Consider the following 17,607-nt stretch of genomic DNA (forward strand, 5'->3'; position numbering starts at 1 on the left):
GAAGCCTCCCAAACCCTGTTATTCATGCAGCTCAGGCCGCCCTGTAGGCATCCTCCAGGCGCAGTACGGCGGACCCGTACCTTCCGGTGAGCGAGAGGTGGTCCGCGTCGGCGAAGGGCTTCGCGACCGCCGTCGTCATGTCCTGGCCCACCTTCTCCTGGACGATCAGCCGCGCCTTGGTGACGAGCGCGCGGCCCGCCTCGTCGGCCCCGGCCTTCTCGGCGACCGCGGCGGCCACGGCGAGCGCCCTCAGCGTGATCGCGCCGCCGCCCGGCGCCTTGGTCAGCGTCGTCAGGCCCCAGCCGTACGGGAACTGCGGGTCGTAGGACGCGTCGCCGACGTTGATCGGCAGCTGGGCCTCGGACTTCGGCCAGGTGACCGGGAGCTGACCGGTGAAGGGCCGCCTGCCGTAGAGGACGTCGGCCACTCCGTCGCCCTCGGTGCCCGGCAGCCAGGAGGCCACCAGGGCGTCGACGGCGCCGAGCCGGTCGCCGATGAGCTGCGGCCGTCCGGAGACGATCAGCACCGCGCACTTCATGGCCGCGCACACCTTGTCGACGGCCGCCTTGTCGGCCGCGGACAGCTGGAGGTCGTGGCCGTTGCCGACGTCGCCGACGCCCTCGGCGTACGGGGTCTCGCCGACGACGACCACACCGACGTCGTAGCCGCCGGTCGGCGCCGACGCGTCCTTGGAGTAGGTGACGTCACCGCCGGCGTTCCGCATCCCCTGAAGGATCGTCGTGCCGGGGACGATGTTCCCGGACGAGCCCTGCCAGGTGACGGTCCAGCCGCCGCTCTGGTTGCCGATGTCGTCGGCGTTGGACCCGGCGACGTAGACCTTCTGGCTCTTCTTCAGCGGCAGCACGCCGCCCGCGTTCTTCAGCAGCACCTGCGACTCGGCGGCCGCCTGGCGGGCGACCGCCCGGTGCGCCGCGGAGCCGATCTGCCGGGCGTTGCCGGTGTCGGCGTACGGCTTCTCGAAGAGCCCGAGCCGGAACTTCTGCGTGAGGATGCGGGACACGGCGTCGTCGACCCGCTTCTCGCCGACGCGGCCGGCCTTCACCTCGTCGATCAGCGTCGCACTGAAGTCCTTGTAGCCGTACGGCACCATCATCATGTCGACGCCCGCGTTGACGGCGGTGCGCACATGGGCGGGGTAGTCGCCGGGCAGCTGGTCGATGGCGTTCCAGTCGCTGATGACGAACCCGCCGAAGCCCATACGGCCCTTCAGCACGCCGTTGATCATGTCGGCGCGGGCGTGCATCTTCACCGGACCCCGGCCGTCGCCGAGGATGTCGAGCGAGGAGTACGACGGCATGACCGTGCCGACGCCCCGGTCCACGGCGGTCTGGTACGGCGCCAGGTGGACGGCCTCCAGCTGCTGCCGGGTGACCTTGGTGACGCCCTGGTCGATGGTGTACGTGCCGGTCGTGGAGGAGCCGTACGCGGTGCCACCGTCGCCCACGAAGTGCTTGGCGGTGGCGAGGACCTTGTCGTTCCGCTTCAAGTCCTTGCCGTTCGCGGCCCCTTGGAGGCCCTGGATGACCGTCTCCATGGACTTCACCAGCGCCGGGTCCTCACCGAAGGACTCGTAGGAGCGGCCCCAGCGTTCGTCGCGGGAGACGCAGAGGCAGGGGGCGAAGTCCCAGGGGACGCCGGTGGCGCGGACCTCGGAGGCGGTCACCGCGCCCGCGCGCTCGGCGAGCGCGGGGTCGCGGGTGGCGCCGATGCCGATGTTGTGCGGCATGATCGTGGCGCCGACCAGGTTGTTGTGGCCGTGCACCGCGTCCACGCCGTAGATCAGCGGGATCTGGAACCGGGTCGCCTGCGCCCGCAGCTGGAAGCCGTCGATCATCTTCGCCCAGGCCGCGGGCGTGTTGGGCGTGGGCGTCGAGCCGCCGCCGGAGAGCAGCGAGCCGAGGGCGTAGGCCGCGACGTCGCCGCCCTCACCGACGGCCCCGCGCTCGGCCTGCGTCATCTGGCCGGCCTTCTCCTCCAGGGACATCCGGGACAGGAGGTCGGCCACGCGCTTCTTCACGGGCAACTTCGGTTCCAGGTAGGGCAGTCCGTGCGCGTCGACGACGACCTGCGGCGTCTCGGCGGGCGGCTTGGCGCCGGTGACCGTGAGCTTCAGCGGGATCGTCTCGGCCGGCTCGGCCGACCGGTCCTTCAGGGTGCGGACCTTGACGGTCCGCGTCGTGCCGGAGGCCGTGCCCGCGGGGAAGGTGAGGGTGCCGGAGACGGGTACGTAGTCCTTGCCCGGTTCGGCGGTGCCGCCCGCCGTCTCGTACGCGACGGTCACGGGCTCGTCGACCGGGGCGGAGCCGGTGGTGGCGAGGGTGATCCCGACGGTGGCGGTGCCGCCCTCCTTCACCGGGTGGACCGCGGCGTCGGTGGTGACGGAGGCGCGCAGGGACTGGTCCGCCTTGCCGTACAACTCCACGTCGTCCATGGCGAATCGACCCTTCACGCCGACGGGGAGCGTGACGGCGTACCCCCACATCGAGGTCAGCCCGAGGACGTGGTCGATGCCGCCGACCGGCTGGTAGTCGGTGCGGTAGGCGAAGTCGGTGAAGGGGATCTCGATCTGCTTCCAGCCGGTGAAGTCGTCGGTGAACGAGGTCGTCCACAGCTCGGAGGCCTCGCCGTTCGCGCCGCCGTCCTTGATCTCGAAGGCGGTCTTCCTGCCGTTGTCCTGGCCGTCCCACCAGAACCGGATGCCCTTGTGCGCGGACCAGTCGTGGCCGGGCCGGTCCGCGGCGAAGTCGTGGGTGAATCCGCCGTAGCCGCTGATGTCGTAGCTGCCGCCGAGCACCTTCCCGCCCTCGGGGGTGTCCGGGCGGGCGGCCAGCTCCAGGGCGGGCGGGTCGTCGGAGTCGCTGCCCCAGGTGAAGATGCCCTCGGCGGGCTGGGACGCGAAGGGGACCTCGCCCTCGAAGCGGTCCACGGGGACCGGGGCGGGATCGTCGGCCGCCTGGGACACGGTCGGCGAGAGCAGTGCGGCGACCACGGCCGCGGAGACGAGCAGGGCGGTTCTTGGCATGGACCTTCCCTCGACTCTCTGGTTCACTCTGGCTCGAGCAGTTCACTCATGACTTAGATCACGCCGTGAGTTAACTAAGGCCCCGCAGACCCGTCAAGACGTCTCGTCAGGAAGGGATGCACCCCCCATGAGAAGAACCCCCCACACACTCCGGCTGCTGCTGGCCGGCGTGCTCTCGGCGGCCGGCTTCACCGCGGCCGTTCCCCCCGCACACGCGGCCGGTGAGCAGGTCACCGCCTGGCTCACCACCACCGACGACTCCGCCGGACGCCACGTCACGCGCGGGCTCCAGGCGCAGACGCCGTTCGCCTTCCAGTCCGGGACGGGTGGCGGCGGCGAGAACATCACCGTCGACGAGGGCACCCGGTACCAGACCTTCACCGGCGGCGGCGCCTCCTTCACGGACACCGCGGCCTGGCTGATGAACTCCAGCGGCGCGCTCTCGCAGGCCACGCGCGACGCCACCATGAAGAAGCTGTTCTCGCCGACGGACGGCATCGGGCTGTCGTTCCTGCGCAATCCGATGGGGGCCTCGGACCTCGCGCGCTACGGCTACACCTACGACGACGTGCCGGCCGGGCAGAGCGACCCGAACCTGAACAGCTTCTCCATCGCGCACGACCTGGCGGACGTCGTCCCGCTCACCAAGCAGGCGCTCCAGCTGAATCCCTCTCTGACTGTCATGGCCTCGCCATGGACGGCTCCGGCCTGGATGAAGGACAGCGGCTCGCTCAACGGCGGCTGGCTGAAGGCCGAGGACTACGGCGCCTACGCCGACTACTTCGTCAAGTACCTCCAGGCGTACAGGAACCAGGGCGTGAACGTCTCCTACGTCACCCCGCAGAACGAGCCGACCTGCTGCTCCGGCTACCCGTCGATGAGCTGGAACGCCTCCGGCATCCAGTACTTCCTGGGGAGCGAGCTGCTGCCGAAGCTCCAGTCCGCGGGCCTGTCCACCAAGGTCCTGGCGCACGACTGGAACTGGGACGTCTACGACTCCTACGCGGCCCAGAGCGTCGACGACGCGGCGATCCGCAACCACCCCAACTTCGGTGGCATCGCCTGGCACGGCTACGGCGGTGACGTCGGCAAGCAGACCTCGGTGCACAACCAGTACCCGAACCTGGACGCGTTCGGCACCGAACACTCCGGCGGCACCTGGATCGCCAACCAGCAGCGCGAGGACATGAACAACATCATCGACTACACCCGCAACTGGGCGAAGTCGGTGACCAAGTGGTCCCTCGCGGTGGACCAGAACATGGGCCCGCACAACGGCGGTTGCGGCACCTGCACCGGCCTGATCACCGTGCACGACGGGGACGGGCCGAGCGGGACCGTTGACTACACCGTCGAGTACTACACGATGGGCCAGCTGACGAAGTTCGTCCGGCCCGGCGCCCAGCGGATCGCCTCGACGGCGTCCTCGGCGGTGCCGAACGTGGCCTGGCGCAACCCCGACGGCTCCAAGGCGCTGATCGCGTACAACGATGCGTCGAGCGCCAAGACGGTGACCATCAACTGGGGCTCGCAGCACGCCACTTACTCCCTGCCGGGCAAGACCTCGGCCACCTTCACCTGGAAGGGCACGCAGTCCGGCGGCGGCAGCTCGTCCGGCTCCTTCGTGGGCCTCGCCGGCAAGTGCCTCGACGTGGCGGGCGCGTCGAGCGCGAACGGCACGGCCGTCCAGCTCTACGACTGCAACGGCTCCTCCGCCCAGCAGTGGACCGTGCAGGGCGACGGGTCGGTCCGGGCCCTGGGTAAGTGCCTCGACGTGACCTCGGCCTCGGTCGCCGACGGCGCGAAGGTCCAGTTGTACGACTGCAACGGCAGTGGCGCCCAGCAGTGGTCGTACAACTCGTCCACCGGTGACGTCGTGAACACGGCGGCGAACAAGTGCCTGGACGTGACGGACAACTCCACGGCGAACGGCGCCCGCGCGCAGATCTGGAGCTGCACGGGCGCCGCCAATCAGAAGTGGCGGCTTCAGTAGGGCAGATGGAATGCTGCGGTCCCAGAACCCCTCGCCCGAGGAGAGCGTGCGCCACGTGCACGGATCGCTAGGAGACCGATGAGCGGGAACGGCCGCACCACCGGGGGCAGTGTGGACGCGGACGGCGTCGTACGGGAGATCCTCGACGCGGGCGCGGGCGGGCGGCCGTATCTGCTGCGTGAGGCCCGCGTCACGGGGGCGCTGCGGCTCGACGGGGCCGAGATACGGCGGGCCGTGCGCTTCGAGAGATGCCGGTTCGACGAGGCGGTGACGCTCGAAGGCGCGAGCACGCTCGCGTTCGAACTGGCGGAGTGCGTACTGCCGGGGGTGCGGGCCTCGACCGCCCGTATCGGCGGGCGGCTCGACCTTCGGCGGTCGACGATCGGGGAGGCCGACGGGGCGGGCAGCGCCGTGGACCTGGTGCACACGGACATCGCGGGCGGGCTGCGGCTCGACGGGGCACGGCTGATCGCGCCGGGGCGAGTGGCCCTGGACGGCGGCGGACTCGTGATGCGGGGCGGGGTGTTCTGCGAGGACGGGTTCGTCGCGGAGGGTGAAGTCGGCTTTCCCGGAGCCGAGTTGCCCGGCGGGCTGTGGATGCGCGGGGCGCGGATCACCGTCGGGGAGGCGGATCGGTTCGCGTTCCAGGGGGACAACCTCAAGGCGTCGACGGTACGGCTGTCGGAGGGATTCCGGGCGGACGGCAAAGTGCGGTTGCGCGGGGCGCGGATAGAGGACCTGCTGACCTTCCACGAGGCCGAACTCCTCGGGTCCGGCTCGTCGTTGATGTGCGTGGGGCTGGAGGCCGGGGCACTCGACCTGCGGTTCGCGCGCAGGCCGGCGGGGGGTGTGAACCTGCGCAACGGGCACGCGGCCCGCATCCAGGATCATCCCTCGACCTGGCCGGCGACGCTGGGGCTCGACGGGCTGACGTACGAGTGGCTCGGCGAGACCGCCGGCACGCGCCGCGAGGACGTCATGAACCGGCTGGCCTGGCTGCGCCACCAGCCGGTCTACGCACCGCAGCCGTACGAGCAACTCGCCTCGTACTACCGCCGGTCCGGGCACGAGGACGAGGCGCGGCGGGTACTGCTCGTACGCGAGCGGTGCCGGCGGTCGACGCTGGGCCCGGCCGGGCGGGTGTGGGGCTGGCTGCTCGACGGCGTGGTCGGGTACGGCTATCGTCCGTGGCTCGCCGGGATCTGGCTGGCGCTGCTCACGGTGCTCGGCTCGCTCGTCTTCCACGCGCACACGCCCGTACCGAACAAGCCGGGCGAGAGCGCGCCCTTCAACCCCTTCGTGTACACCCTCGACCTGCTCGTCCCCATCGGCGGGCTCGGGCAGCGGGACGCCTGGCACTGGGCCGAGGCGGGCGTGCAGGCACTCGCGTACGGGCTGACCGGAGTCGGCTGGATTCTGACGACGGCGGTGGTCGCCGGTGTGACGCGGACGCTCAGCAGGAACTGACGACCACCGCCGGTGTCACCGGGCCGGCTCGACCCCGGCCCGCAGCAGGCCGTACGTGTACGCGTCCTCCAGGGCCTGCCACGACGCCGAGATGACGTTCTCCGCGACGCCCACCGTGGACCACTCGCCCGTGCCGTCCGAGGTGGAGATCAGGACGCGGGTGGTGGACTCGGTGCCGTGGACGCCTTCGAGGATGCGGACCTTGTAATCGACGAGCTCGAGCTTGGCGAGCTGCGGGTAGATCTTCTCCAGAGCGACGCGGAGGGAGCGGTCCAGGGCGTTGACCGGGCCGTTGCCCTCCGCGGTGGCGACGATGCGCTCGCCCTTGGCGTAGAGCTTGACGGTGGCCTCGTTGGCATGGGAGCCGTCGGGGCGGTCCTCGACGATGGCCCGCCAGGACTCGACCTCGAAGTAGCGCAGCGGCGCGCCCTGCACCTCGGCGCGGAGGAGGAGCTCGAAGCTCGCGTCCGCCGCCTCGTAGGTGTAGCCCTTGAGCTCGCGCTCCTTGACCCGCTCCACGACCCGGCCGACCAGCTCGCGGTCGCCGCCGAGGTCGACGCCGAGCTCCTTGCCCTTGAGCTCGATGGAGGCGCGGCCGGCCATGTCGGAGACCAGCATCCGCATGGTGTTGCCGACCAGTTCGGGGTCGATGTGCTGGTACAGATCCGGGTCGACCTTGATGGCCGAGGCGTGCAGGCCCGCCTTGTGCGCGAAGGCCGAGACGCCCACGTACGGCTGGTGCGTGGAGGGCGTGAGGTTCACGACCTCGGCGATCGCGTGCGAGATGCGGGTCATCTCGCGCAGCGCGCCCTCGGGCAGGACCTGCTTGCCGTACTTCAGCTCCAGGGCCGCGACGACCGGGAAGAGGTTGGCGTTGCCGACCCGCTCGCCGTAGCCGTTCGCCGTGCACTGCACATGGGTGGCGCCCGCGTCCACGGCGGCGAGCGTGTTGGCGACCGCGCAGCCGGTGTCGTCCTGGGCGTGGATGCCGAGCCGGGCCCCGGTGTCGGCGAGGACGGTCGAGACGACGGCCTGGATCTGCGCCGGCAGCATGCCGCCGTTGGTGTCGCAGAGGATCACCACCGAGGCGCCGGCCTCCGAGGCGGCCCGTACGACGGCCTTGGCGTACTCGGGGTTGGCGCGGTATCCGTCGAAGAAGTGCTCGCAGTCGACGAACACCCGCCGTCCCTGCCCGCACAGGTGGGAGACGGTGTCGCGGACCATCTCCAGGTTCTCGTCCAGGGTGGTGCGCAGCGCGAGCTCCACGTGCCGGTCGTGCGACTTGGCGACCAGGGTGATCACGTCGGCGCCCGAGTCCAGGAGCGCCTTGACCTGCGGGTCCTCGCTCGCCTTGGCGTTCGCGCGGCGGGTCGCGCCGAAAGCGACGAGCTTGGCGTGCTTGAAGTCGATCTCCTGCCGGGCGCGGGCGAAGAACTCGGTGTCCCGCGGATTGGCGCCGGGCCAGCCGCCCTCGATGAAGCCGACGCCGAAGTCGTCCAGGTGCCGTGCGATGGCCAGCTTGTCCGCCACGGTGAGGTTGATGCCCTCACGCTGCGCGCCGTCGCGCAGCGTCGTGTCGAAAACGTGGAACGAATCGTCGAGCTCGCTGGTTGCGGTCATGGTGTCAAGGCTCCTGCTGTTGGATCCCGCTGGATCTCGGTCAGTACCGGAATGACCGGCTCCACCGTCCCCAATGATCCCTCGCGCTTTACTCCCGGCTGAAGGTGGGCCAGAAAAGCGAAAAACCCCTCGCGGGTGCGAGAGGTCTGCGCGCGGGTCGAGGACGACGGTGTCCGCCCGTACCTGGTCGTACGTGGCGGTCACTGCGGACCGGCGCGCCTGCTGCCAATAATCATGGCGAACGAGAGCACGGGGGAAGTCTGGCACATCTCGCCCCCGCGCTCACCGTCCGTCTCAGGATGCGAACACTGCGCTGATCACCGCACTGATCACTGTGCCGTCCGCAGGAACACGTCCGACACCCCGTTGGTGTCCCCCCGCACCAGATCGGGCGAGGCCGACTCGAACGCGACCACCGTGCCGTCGGCGTTGACGGAGGGGTGCCCGGCCGGGCGGTCGTTGCGTCCGCCCCATCGGTCGACGCTGATCAACTGCCTTTTTCCGGTGGCGAGTTCGAGCAGGTATACGGCGCCTCGGGACGTGTAGGCGAGCCGCGTGCCGTCCCCGGAGAGCGAGGGCTGCGCGCCCACGGCCCGGGTCGTGGTCCCGGTGTCGAGATCACGGACGTACACGTACCGGCCCTGCTGGAAGGCGATCGTGCGGCCGTCCGCACCGAGGGAGGGCGCCGACGCGTGGTCCGCGGCCGTCTCCAGTGTTCCGGTGTCCAGATCGCGGACATGGACGCCGCCGCCCTGCTCGAAGGCGACGTACCGCCCGTCGTAGCTGATCGACGGGCTGCCCGCCGCCCCGCCGGACGCGCTGACCACGTCGGTCGTGCCGCCGTTGAACCGGAAGCGGTAGACGCGGGGCTGCGGGTGCGGATCGGTTTCGGTGGCGGGCAGGGTGGCCGCGTAGGCGATCCACTGGCAGGTGGGGTCGACCACGGGCTGCCCCATCCAGCTGAAGCGCACGCCCTCGTAGGAGTCGAGGCCGGTCAGCTTGCCGACCGAGCGGTTGCGGACGTAGACCTCGGGGCCGCCGTCCGAGGCGTGCGGTGCCACATAGCCGACCATGCGTCCGCTGTAGCAGGGCGTGCCCTCGTGCGCGGGGTCCTGGCCGGCGGAGTCGACCTGGTCGACGCCGCCGGCCGTGTTCACGAACACGTCGCCCTGCGAGGTGAAGGCGGCGACCTTGTCCTCCCCCATCACGGGGTCGTACGACGGCCCGGTGCGCTGCTGCCCGTCCCGCGTCATGCTGATCCGCTCGGTGACGGACGGCATGGGGGCCGGGTTCCTGGAGAGCTCGTCCGTGAGGACGAACACGTCCGGCTCCCTGTTGGTGTCGCCCGGCACCAGGTGGGACGCCCCCGAATTGAACGCCACCGCATGCCCCTTGGCGGCCAGCGCGTCCGGCATGACCTGGGCGGCGGGCGTGAGCGCGGCTCCGCGCAGCCCCGTCCGCAGGTCCCGCACCCGTGTGCCGTCCTCGCCCGCAACGACGGCGTACCGGCCGTCCGCCGTGGCGGCGAAGACCCTCCCGTCGGCGACGCGCCGGGACTCGCCGGTGCGGAGGTCGCGGACGTACAGGCCGCCGTCGGCCTCCAGCAGGACCCGTCGGCCGTCCGCGGTGATGCGGACCAGGTAGGCGGCGCCGAGACCTGTGTCGACCTGGGTGCGCTCGCCCGTCGCCCGGTCCTTGACGAAGACGTCGTCCGGATCGTCCTCGGAGCCGGTACGGACCGAGTAGGCGACCCGCTCGCCGTCACCGCTCACCGACGCGCCGCCCTTGGTGCCCTCCTCGGCCGGCGAGATCAGGTCGTCGGTGCCGGTGGCCGTGTCGCGGACGTACAGGAGCCGGGCGCCCTCCGAGCCGTTGCGGTTGCCGATGGTGTACGCGACGTGCGTGCCGTCCGGGCTGATCGACTCCACACGGCCCAACTCGTTGAAGCCCGGCGGGTTCTGGGGCCACAGCCGCTCGGATCGGCCCGTGGCGCTGTCGTAGAGGTAAGGCGCCGTGAACCGGGTGCCCGCGGAGTAGCCGACCCGGCCACCGTCGGCGCTCAGCATCGGTGAGCTGTACATGTAGCCGTCGCCGAGGTCGATCCTGGTGAGCCCGCCGGTGGCCACGTCCTTGACCAGCAGGCACGGGAAGAAGTGCGCGCAGCCGAAGCCGGGCGCGGTGGACGTGAAGGCGACGTGGCGGCCGTCGGCGCTGATCGCGGCGCCGTCGGACGGCCCGTCGGCCTGGGTTCCGTCGGCGGCGGTGCTGACCCGTTCGACCCGCGGTGCGTGCGCTGCGTGCGCTGCGTGCGCTGCGTGCGCTGCGGCGGTCGCGCTCGGAGCGGTGACCGCGAGAGCCGTGAGCAGCAGTGCCGCCCCCGACAATGCCGCAGCCGGTCTGCCGCGTGCGGCGGCTGTGGACATGCTTCCCCCCCCTGCATTCCCCGTGGACGCTTCTCCCCCGGCCCCGCGCCGGGGACTCCCTCCGAGGCAAACGCACCACGGGACACAGGGTCAATCGGCCGTATTGCGTACAACCCGGGTGGAAGGTCACGCGTCCGCGAGAAGCGTCTCGTCCAGGAACTCCCGTACGTGGCCGAGAACTTGCGGCCGGTCCGTGCCGCGCAGACCGATCGCCACATGGATGGAGAGGCCGTCCAGGAGCGCCCGCAGCCGGGCCGCGAAACGGTCCGGGTCGACCCGCCGGAACTCCCCCCGCGACATCCCCTCCGCGATCAGCGCCACCAGGTCGCGGTGCCAGGCGCCCTCGATCGCGGCCTGCCGGTCGCGGGCGTCCGCATCGGCGTTCTGCGAGCGGTTCCAGACTTCCAGCCACAGCGTCCAGTGCGGGTCGCGGTGGCCGTCGGGGACGTACAGGTCGACGTAGGCGTCGAGCCGCTCGCGGGCCCTGCCGGCGCGGCCCAGCAGCCGGCCGCGCTCCGCGCCCAGCCGGCCCTCGCTCCACTCCAGGGTCTGCAGCAGCAGCTCGTCCTTGGAGTGGAAGTAGTAGAGCAGATGGCCGCTGCTCATCCCGACCTCACGGCCGAGCGCCGCCATCGTGAGCTTCTCCAGACCGCGTTCGGCGATCATCTCCATGGCGGCGACGAGAACGTCCTCGCGCGGCGGGGCGTTCCTGCGCGCACCGGCCATGTCTCGGCTCCTAGATCCTCGGCTGTTGTTGCGTGATGCAGTGGATACCGCCACCACCCGCGAAGATCGTACGGGCGTCCACCAGCGTCACGGTCCGCCCGGGGAACAACCGCCGGAAGATCCCGGCCGCGATCTCGTCGCGCGGGTCGTCGAAGCCGCAGAGCACGACGCCGCCGTTGCAGAGGTAGTGGTTGATGTAGGAGTAGTCGGCCCAGTGGCCGTCGGCCTCCAGGACGGTCGGGGCCGGGACCTCGACGACCTCCAGGCTGCGGCCGCGCGCGTCCTTCTGCGCCTTCAGCAGCCCGATGACCTCCTTCGTCACCTCGTGGTCCGGGTGCGCCGGGTCCGGCTGGGAGTGCGCGACCACGACGCCCGGGCGGGCGAACGCGGCGACGATGTCGACGTGCCCGAGGGTGCCGAAGCCGTGGGGGGGATAGTCGCCGGTGAGGCCGCGCGGCAGCCAGATGGCCTTGCGGGTGCCGAGCATCGCGTGGATCTCCGCCTCGACCTCCTCCCTCGACCAGCCCGGGTTGCGCTCGGGGCCGAGCTGCACGGTGTCCGTCAGCAGGACGGTCCCCTCGCCGTCGACGTGGATCGCCCCGCCCTCGTTGACGAGCTTCGAGGCGTACGTCCTCGTGCAGCCCGCGAGGTCCGAGACGTACGCGGCGATCTTCGCGTCGTGCTCCCAGCGGGCCCAGTCCTGAGCGCCCCAGCCGTTGAACGTCCAGTCCACGGCGGCGAGTTCACGGCCGTCGGTCAGGAAGGTGGGCCCGATGTCCCGCATCCAGGCATCGTCGAGATCGCGTTCGACGGTGTCGACTCCGGGGCCGAGCAGCGTCTGCGCGGCCGCCGACTGGCCGGGGCCGCACACGACGGTGACCGGTTCGAAGCGCAGGACGGTGCGGGCGACGGAGGCCCAGGCCATGCGGGAGGTGAGGAGGTCGTCCGGGTCGTCGAAGGTGCTGTTGGGGCCCGGCCACGCCATCCAGGTGCGCTCGTGCGGGGTCCATTCGGCGGGCATCCGGAAGCCGTCCGAGGCGGCCTTGTCCATGGTGGGGTCCTTAGAGGAAGTAGAGGCGGTTGAGGGAGACCGAGTCGGCGGGCTCCGAGCGGATCGGTTCGCCGTCGAGGGTGACGAGACCTGTGCGCCGGTCCACGTCGACCGCTCCGGTACGGGAGTTGCGGCGCAGATCGGCGGGGCCGATACCCCGGGTGCCGCGGACGGCGACCCTTCTTCTGCGCGTCGGCATCGAGTCGCCCCCCTGGTCGAGGGCGGCCTGCGCGACGAAGGCCACCGAGATGTCGGCGGGGGTCGCGCCGTGCGCCCCGAACTGCGGTCCCAGGACGAGGGGTTCGCAGGTGTCGGTGGCCGCGTTCGGGTCGCCGGTGACGCCGTAGGCCGGGAAGCCGGACTTGAGGACCAGCTGCGGCTTGGCGCCGAAGTACTCCGGGCTCCACAGCACGATGTCCGCCAGCTTGCCGACCTCGATGGAGCCCACCTCGTGCGAAAGCCCGTGGGCGATGGCCGGGTTGATGGTCAGCTTGGCCATGTAGCGCAGGACGCGCTCGTTGTCGTGCTCGTCCGGGGCGCCGAACTCGGCCTTCATCTTCCCGGCCATGGCGAAGGTGCGGCGGACCGTCTCGCCCGCCCGTCCCATGCCCTGCGCGTCGGACGAGGTGATGCCGATCGCGCCCAGGTCGTGCAGCACGTCCTCGGCGCCCATGGTCCCGGCGCGGATGCGGTCGCGGGCCATGGCGGCGTCGCCGGGCAGGTCGGTCTTGAGGTCGTGGACGGAGACGATCATGCCGTAGTGCTCGGCGACCGCGTCCCGGCCGAAGGGCAGGGTGGGGTTGGTGGAGGAGCCGATGACGTTGGGCACGCCCGCCATCTTCAGCACGTTGGGGACGTGCCCGCCGCCGCAGCCCTCGATGTGGAAGGCGTGGATGGTGCGACCCTCCAGCACCCGGAGGGTGTCCTCGACCGACAGGCACTCGTTCAGCCCGTCGCTGTGCAGGGCGACCTGGACGTCGTGCTCCTCTGCGACACGCAGTGCCGTGTCCAGGGCCCGGGTGTGGGCGCCCATGTCCTCGTGCACCTTGAAGCCGCTCGCCCCGCCCTCGGCGAGTGCCTCGACCAGCGGGGCGTCGTGCGAGGACGAACCCCGGCCCAGGAAGCCGATGTTGACCGGCCAGGCGTCGAAGGCGCCGAACGCGTGCTTCAGCGCCCAGGGCGAGTTGACGCCGACGCCCCACACCGGCCCGAACTCCTGGCCGACGATCGTCGTGACGCCGGAGGCCAGCGAGGCCTCCATGATGCGCGGCGACAGCAGATGGACGTGGGTGTCGACGGCGCCCGCGGTGGCGATGAGCCCTTCGCCGGACACGATCGACGTGCCCGTGCCGACCACGACGTCGACCCCGTCGAGGGTGTCCGGGTTGCCGGCCCGTCCGATCGAGCTGATCCGGCCCTCCCGGATGCCGATGGACACCTTGCGGATGCCCTGCACGGCGTCGATCACGACGACGTTGCTGATGACGACGTCACAGGTCTCGCGCACGGCCGCCGCCTTGAGGTGCAGCCCGTCGCGCGCGGTCTTCCCGAAGCCGGCGAGGAACTCGTCGCCGTAGCGCTGCGCGTCGGACTCGACCCGGACCGTCAGCCCCGAGTCGCCGAGGCGGATGCGGTCGCCGGCGCGGGGGCCGTGGGTCGCGGCGTACTCGTACGGGGTGAGCCGGCGTGCCTGCGCCGGGTGACCTCCGGGACGGCTCATCGCCGGGCCTCCTGATCTGTGGTCTGCGGTACGCCGAGGTATCCGCAGGCGGCGGCCCGGCGCAGGGCCTCCTCGCGGGCGCCGGGTGCGTCCAGCGGCCCGTCGACGAGACCGGCGAAGCCGACGGCGACCCGAGCGCCGCCGATCGGCAGCAGGCCGACCTCCAGCGACTCCCCCGGCCCGAAGCGCACCGAGGCGCCCGCGGGCACCGCGAGCCGCATGCCGTAGGCGTCGCCCCGGGCGAAGTCGAGGCGCGGATTGGCCTCGAAGAAGTGGAAGTGGGAGGTGACGGAGACCGGCACGGTGGCGGTGTTGGTCACCGTCAGCCGCAGGACCGGCTCGGGGTCGCGGTGCTCGGGCCCCGGCAGCAGCGCGCCCGGCGCCTCGTCCCCGAGCCCGCCCCCGATCGGGTCGCTGACCACGGCGAGGCGCGAGCCGTCGTCGAAGACGGCCTCGACGTGCACCTCGGTGACGACGTCGGCGACGCCGGGCAGCACGTCGGACGGGCCGAGCACGGTGCGGGCGCGCTCGATGGCCTCGGCCAGCCGGGCGCCGTCGCGGGCGGCCTCGCAGACGGCGTCCGCGATCAGCGCGGTCGCCTCCGGGACGTTGAGCCGCAGCCCGCGCGCACGGCGGGCCCGGGCCAGCTCGGCGGCTCCGAAGAGCAACAGCCGGTCACGTTCCGTGGGGGTCAGTCTCACGCCACGACACCTCCTTGCCTTCCTGGGATTAGAACAACACTCTAAACATCACCTACGCAAGCCCATGGCATTGACGCAGCACAGCCGACACGTCACATTGAACGTCGCTCAAACTTCATGAGGCGGCCGATCGAAGGAGACCAGCCATGCCGATAGAACAGCGCGGAGTCGACACCATCCCCGACGAGGAACGCACCAGCGGTCCACGCGATCTGGTCTCGATCCTGCTCGGCTCCAATCTCTGTCTGGGCGTGATCATCTTCGGCTGGCTGCCGCCGTCGTTCGGCCTCGACTGGTGGGGCTCGCTGAGCTCGATCGTCGTGGGCACCCTGGCCGGCACGGCGCTGACGGCCCCGCTGGCCCTGATCTCGCTGCGCACCGCGACGAACCTCTCCACCTCCTCCGGCGCGCAGTTCGGCGTGCGCGGCCGGCTGGTCGGCTCGGTCGTCGGCCTGCTGCTGGCCCTCGGATACACCGCGCTGACCGTCTGGATCGGCGGGGACGTGATGGTGAGCGTGCTGGGCCGCCTGACCGGCCTGCCGCAGAACGGCGTCTCCTACGCCGTCGTGTACGCACTGCTGGCCGCGGCGACCGTGGCCGGCGCGGTGTACGGCTACCGCGTCCTGCTCACCATGTCCCGGGTCCTGGCCATCGGCATGACGGCCCTGCTGATCCTGGGCGTCGTCGCGTACGGCCCGCACTTCACGACCTCGGCGCTCCCCGCGGCCGGCGGCTACCTGCTGGGCGGGTTCTGGCCGACCTGGTTCCTGGCCACGGTGGCGGCGGGCCTGTCCGGCCCGATCGCCTTCATCACCCTGCTCGGCGACTACACCCGCTACATCTCCCCGGCCCGGCACGCCTCGCACCGGGTCCTGCACGCCACCTGGCTCGGCCTGATCCTCGGCCTGCTGGTCCCCCAGCTCTTCGGCACCTTCACCGCGTTCGCGGCACGCGCCGCGGCGGACTACGCGGGCCCGCTGGTCGCGGCCTCCCCCACCTGGTACCTGATCCCGCTCCTGCTGTCGGCCTCCGCCGGCTCGGTCGGCAACGCGGGCCTGATGCTCTACTCCATGGGCCTCGACCTCGACGCCATCCTCCCGCGCGCCTCCCGCGCCCGCGCCACCTACACGGTCGCGATCGTCGCGACGGCCTGCGTCTTCATCGGCCACTACTACTCCAGCGCCCAGGACGCGATGACGTCCTTCGTCCTCCTCCTGACCGCCATCGGCACCCCTTGGGCGGTCATCACCCTCATCGGCTTCGCCCGCTGCCGGGGCGTGTACGACGCGGACGCCCTCCAGGTGTTCAACCGGCGCTCCAGGGGCGGCGTCTACTGGTACCGGGCCGGCTGGCACCTGCGCGCCGTCGTCTCCTGGGCCCTGGGCGCGGCGGTCGGCCTGCTCGCCGTCTCCCTCCCGTCCTACGAGGGCCCGCTGCTGTCCCTGACGGGCGGGGTGGACTGCAGCTTCCTGCTGTCGGGGCTGGTCGGCGGTGCGGTGTACCTGCTGCTGACGGCTAACGTGCCGCAGACGGCCGGGGCCGCCCCGGACGGTGTGCCCGAGGCGGCCCCCAAGGTGCCGAGCGACTACTAGCCCAGCTTGTGCATCCAGCCGTGCGCGTCTTCCGCCGTGCCGCGCTGGATGTTCAGCAGTGCCTCGCGCAGCCTCACCGTGACCTCGCCGGGCTCGCCCGCGGACTGCTGCCACTCGGTGCCGTCGCGCTTGACCGTGCCGACCGGGGTGATCACGGCGGCGGTGCCGCAGGCGAAGACCTCGGTGAGGGTGCCGTTCTCGGCGTCGCGCTGCCACTGGTCGATGGAGACGCGGCCCTCCTCGGACTCGTAGCCCAGATCGCGCGCGACGGTGAGGAGGCTGTCGCGGGTGACGCCCTCGAGGATGGAGCCGGTGAGGGCCGGCGTGATGATCTTGTCGCCGTAGACGAAGTAGAGGTTCATCCCGCCGAGTTCCTCGACCCACTTGTGCTCGACCGCGTCGAGGTAGCAGACCTGGTCGCAGCCCTTGGCGGCGGCCTCGGCCTGGGCGAGCAGGGAGGCGGCGTAGTTGCCGCCGGTCTTGGCGTCGCCCATGCCGCCGGGGACGGCGCGGACGCGGTCCTCGGAGAGCCAGATGGAGACCGGCTTGACGCCGCCCGGGAAGTAGGCGCCGGCCGGGGAGGCGATGACCAGGAAGAGGTACTCGTTGGCGGGCTTCACGCCCAGGCCGACCTCCGTCGCGATCATGAACGGGCGGAGGTAGAGGGACTCCTCGCCGCCGTGCGCGGGCACCCAGGTCTTGTCCTGCTGGACCAGGGCGTCGCACGCCTCGATGAACATCTCCACCGGCAGCTCGGGCATGCCCAGGCGGTGCGCGGAGCGCTGGAAGCGCTCCGCGTTCTTCTCCGGGCGGAAGGTGGCGACGGAGCCGTCGGGCTGGCGGTAGGCCTTCAGGCCCTCGAAGATCTCCTGCGCGTAGTGCAGGACCATCGTGGCGGGGTCGATCGAGAGCGGGGCGTACGGGACGAGCTGGCCGTCGTGCCAGCCGCGGCCCTCGGTCCACTTGATCGTCACCATGTGGTCGGTGAAGTGGCGGCCGAACCCGGGGTTCGCCAGGATAGCCGCGCGCTCGGCGTCGGAGAGCGGGCTGGCGGAGGGCTTGAGCTCGATCGTGGGCGTCGTCATGAGTGGTTGTCCTTCACCGGTTTTGTGTGTGACGGGCCGCGCTCACGCCCGCACCGGCCGTGGCCAGTAGTAGGACGTCCGAGCATTGCCTCGTTCAGCGGCTCCACGTTCGATTATCGCAAGCGGGGAACCGTTGGGGGCACCGCCCATGCCGTTAAGGCCATGGGGGAGAAACGGCGTGAAAGC

The 17,607-nt window shown here is 71.2% G+C and carries 11 protein-coding genes; 3 read left to right on the top strand and 8 right to left on the bottom strand.

From position 1 onward, the window contains the following. Positions 1 to 31: 31 nt before the first annotated feature. On the bottom strand, positions 32 to 3,043 hold the full coding sequence (locus tag ACIBN2_RS41320; RefSeq protein ID WP_399142602.1) for a glycoside hydrolase family 3 protein: 3,012 nt from the start codon (positions 3,041 to 3,043) through the stop codon (positions 32 to 34). A gap of 127 nt (positions 3,044 to 3,170) precedes the next feature. Between ACIBN2_RS41320 and ACIBN2_RS41325 the strand changes: the two genes are divergently transcribed. Together ACIBN2_RS41325 and ACIBN2_RS41330 are read left to right on the top strand one after the other, a co-directional pair. Then, a complete protein-coding gene (locus tag ACIBN2_RS41325) occupies positions 3,171 to 5,036 on the top strand; it encodes a ricin-type beta-trefoil lectin domain protein (RefSeq protein ID WP_399142604.1) in 1,866 nt (621 codons plus the stop codon). Positions 5,037 to 5,114: 78 nt separating this feature from the next. After that, on the top strand, positions 5,115 to 6,503 hold the full coding sequence (locus tag ACIBN2_RS41330) for an oxidoreductase (RefSeq protein WP_399142606.1): 1,389 nt from the start codon (positions 5,115 to 5,117) through the stop codon (positions 6,501 to 6,503). Between the two features lie 15 nt (positions 6,504 to 6,518). Here ACIBN2_RS41330 and cimA read toward each other — a convergent pair whose 3' ends face one another. The 6 genes from cimA to ureA all read right to left on the bottom strand — a co-directional run bounded on the left by cimA (position 6,519) and on the right by ureA (position 14,744). Next, complete coding sequence (cimA, locus tag ACIBN2_RS41335; RefSeq protein WP_399142608.1) at positions 6,519 to 8,123, bottom strand: citramalate synthase; 1,605 nt, start codon at positions 8,121 to 8,123, stop codon at positions 6,519 to 6,521. Positions 8,124 to 8,452: 329 nt separating this feature from the next. Beyond that, a complete protein-coding gene (locus tag ACIBN2_RS41340) occupies positions 8,453 to 10,546 on the bottom strand; it encodes a hypothetical protein (protein ID WP_399142610.1) in 2,094 nt (697 codons plus the stop codon). Between the two features lie 126 nt (positions 10,547 to 10,672). Beyond that, positions 10,673 to 11,272: a TetR/AcrR family transcriptional regulator gene (locus ACIBN2_RS41345; RefSeq protein WP_399142612.1), complete on the bottom strand. Its 600-nt coding sequence runs from the start codon at positions 11,270 to 11,272 to the stop codon at positions 10,673 to 10,675. A 10-nt stretch (positions 11,273 to 11,282) separates the two neighbouring features. Beyond that, complete coding sequence (locus ACIBN2_RS41350) at positions 11,283 to 12,323, bottom strand: agmatine/peptidylarginine deiminase (RefSeq protein WP_399142613.1); 1,041 nt, start codon at positions 12,321 to 12,323, stop codon at positions 11,283 to 11,285. A gap of 10 nt (positions 12,324 to 12,333) precedes the next feature. Next, on the bottom strand, positions 12,334 to 14,043 hold the full coding sequence (locus ACIBN2_RS41355) for an urease subunit alpha (protein ID WP_399142615.1): 1,710 nt from the start codon (positions 14,041 to 14,043) through the stop codon (positions 12,334 to 12,336). Further along, positions 14,040 to 14,744, bottom strand: coding sequence for an urease subunit gamma (gene ureA, locus ACIBN2_RS41360; RefSeq protein WP_399142617.1), 705 nt, complete (start codon positions 14,742 to 14,744; stop codon positions 14,040 to 14,042). Before ureA ends, ACIBN2_RS41355 begins: the two co-directional genes overlap by 4 nt. A gap of 146 nt (positions 14,745 to 14,890) precedes the next feature. On the opposite strand from ureA, the gene ACIBN2_RS41365 reads away from it, so the two are divergent. Continuing rightward, positions 14,891 to 16,336 carry a cytosine permease gene (locus tag ACIBN2_RS41365; RefSeq protein ID WP_399142618.1) on the top strand — a complete coding sequence of 482 codons (1,446 nt, stop codon included), beginning with the start codon at positions 14,891 to 14,893 and terminating at the stop codon, positions 16,334 to 16,336. Here the strand turns inward: ACIBN2_RS41365 and ACIBN2_RS41370 are convergent. Beyond that, positions 16,333 to 17,421, bottom strand: coding sequence for a branched-chain amino acid aminotransferase (locus tag ACIBN2_RS41370; protein ID WP_399142619.1), 1,089 nt, complete (start codon positions 17,419 to 17,421; stop codon positions 16,333 to 16,335). The two genes, ACIBN2_RS41365 and ACIBN2_RS41370, sit on opposite strands and share 4 nt — an antisense overlap. Between the last annotated feature and the right edge of the window lie 186 nt (positions 17,422 to 17,607).

Source organism: Streptomyces sp. NPDC050534, assembly GCF_044457745.1.
In the GTDB taxonomy this organism is placed as follows: domain Bacteria; phylum Actinomycetota; class Actinomycetes; order Streptomycetales; family Streptomycetaceae; genus Streptomyces.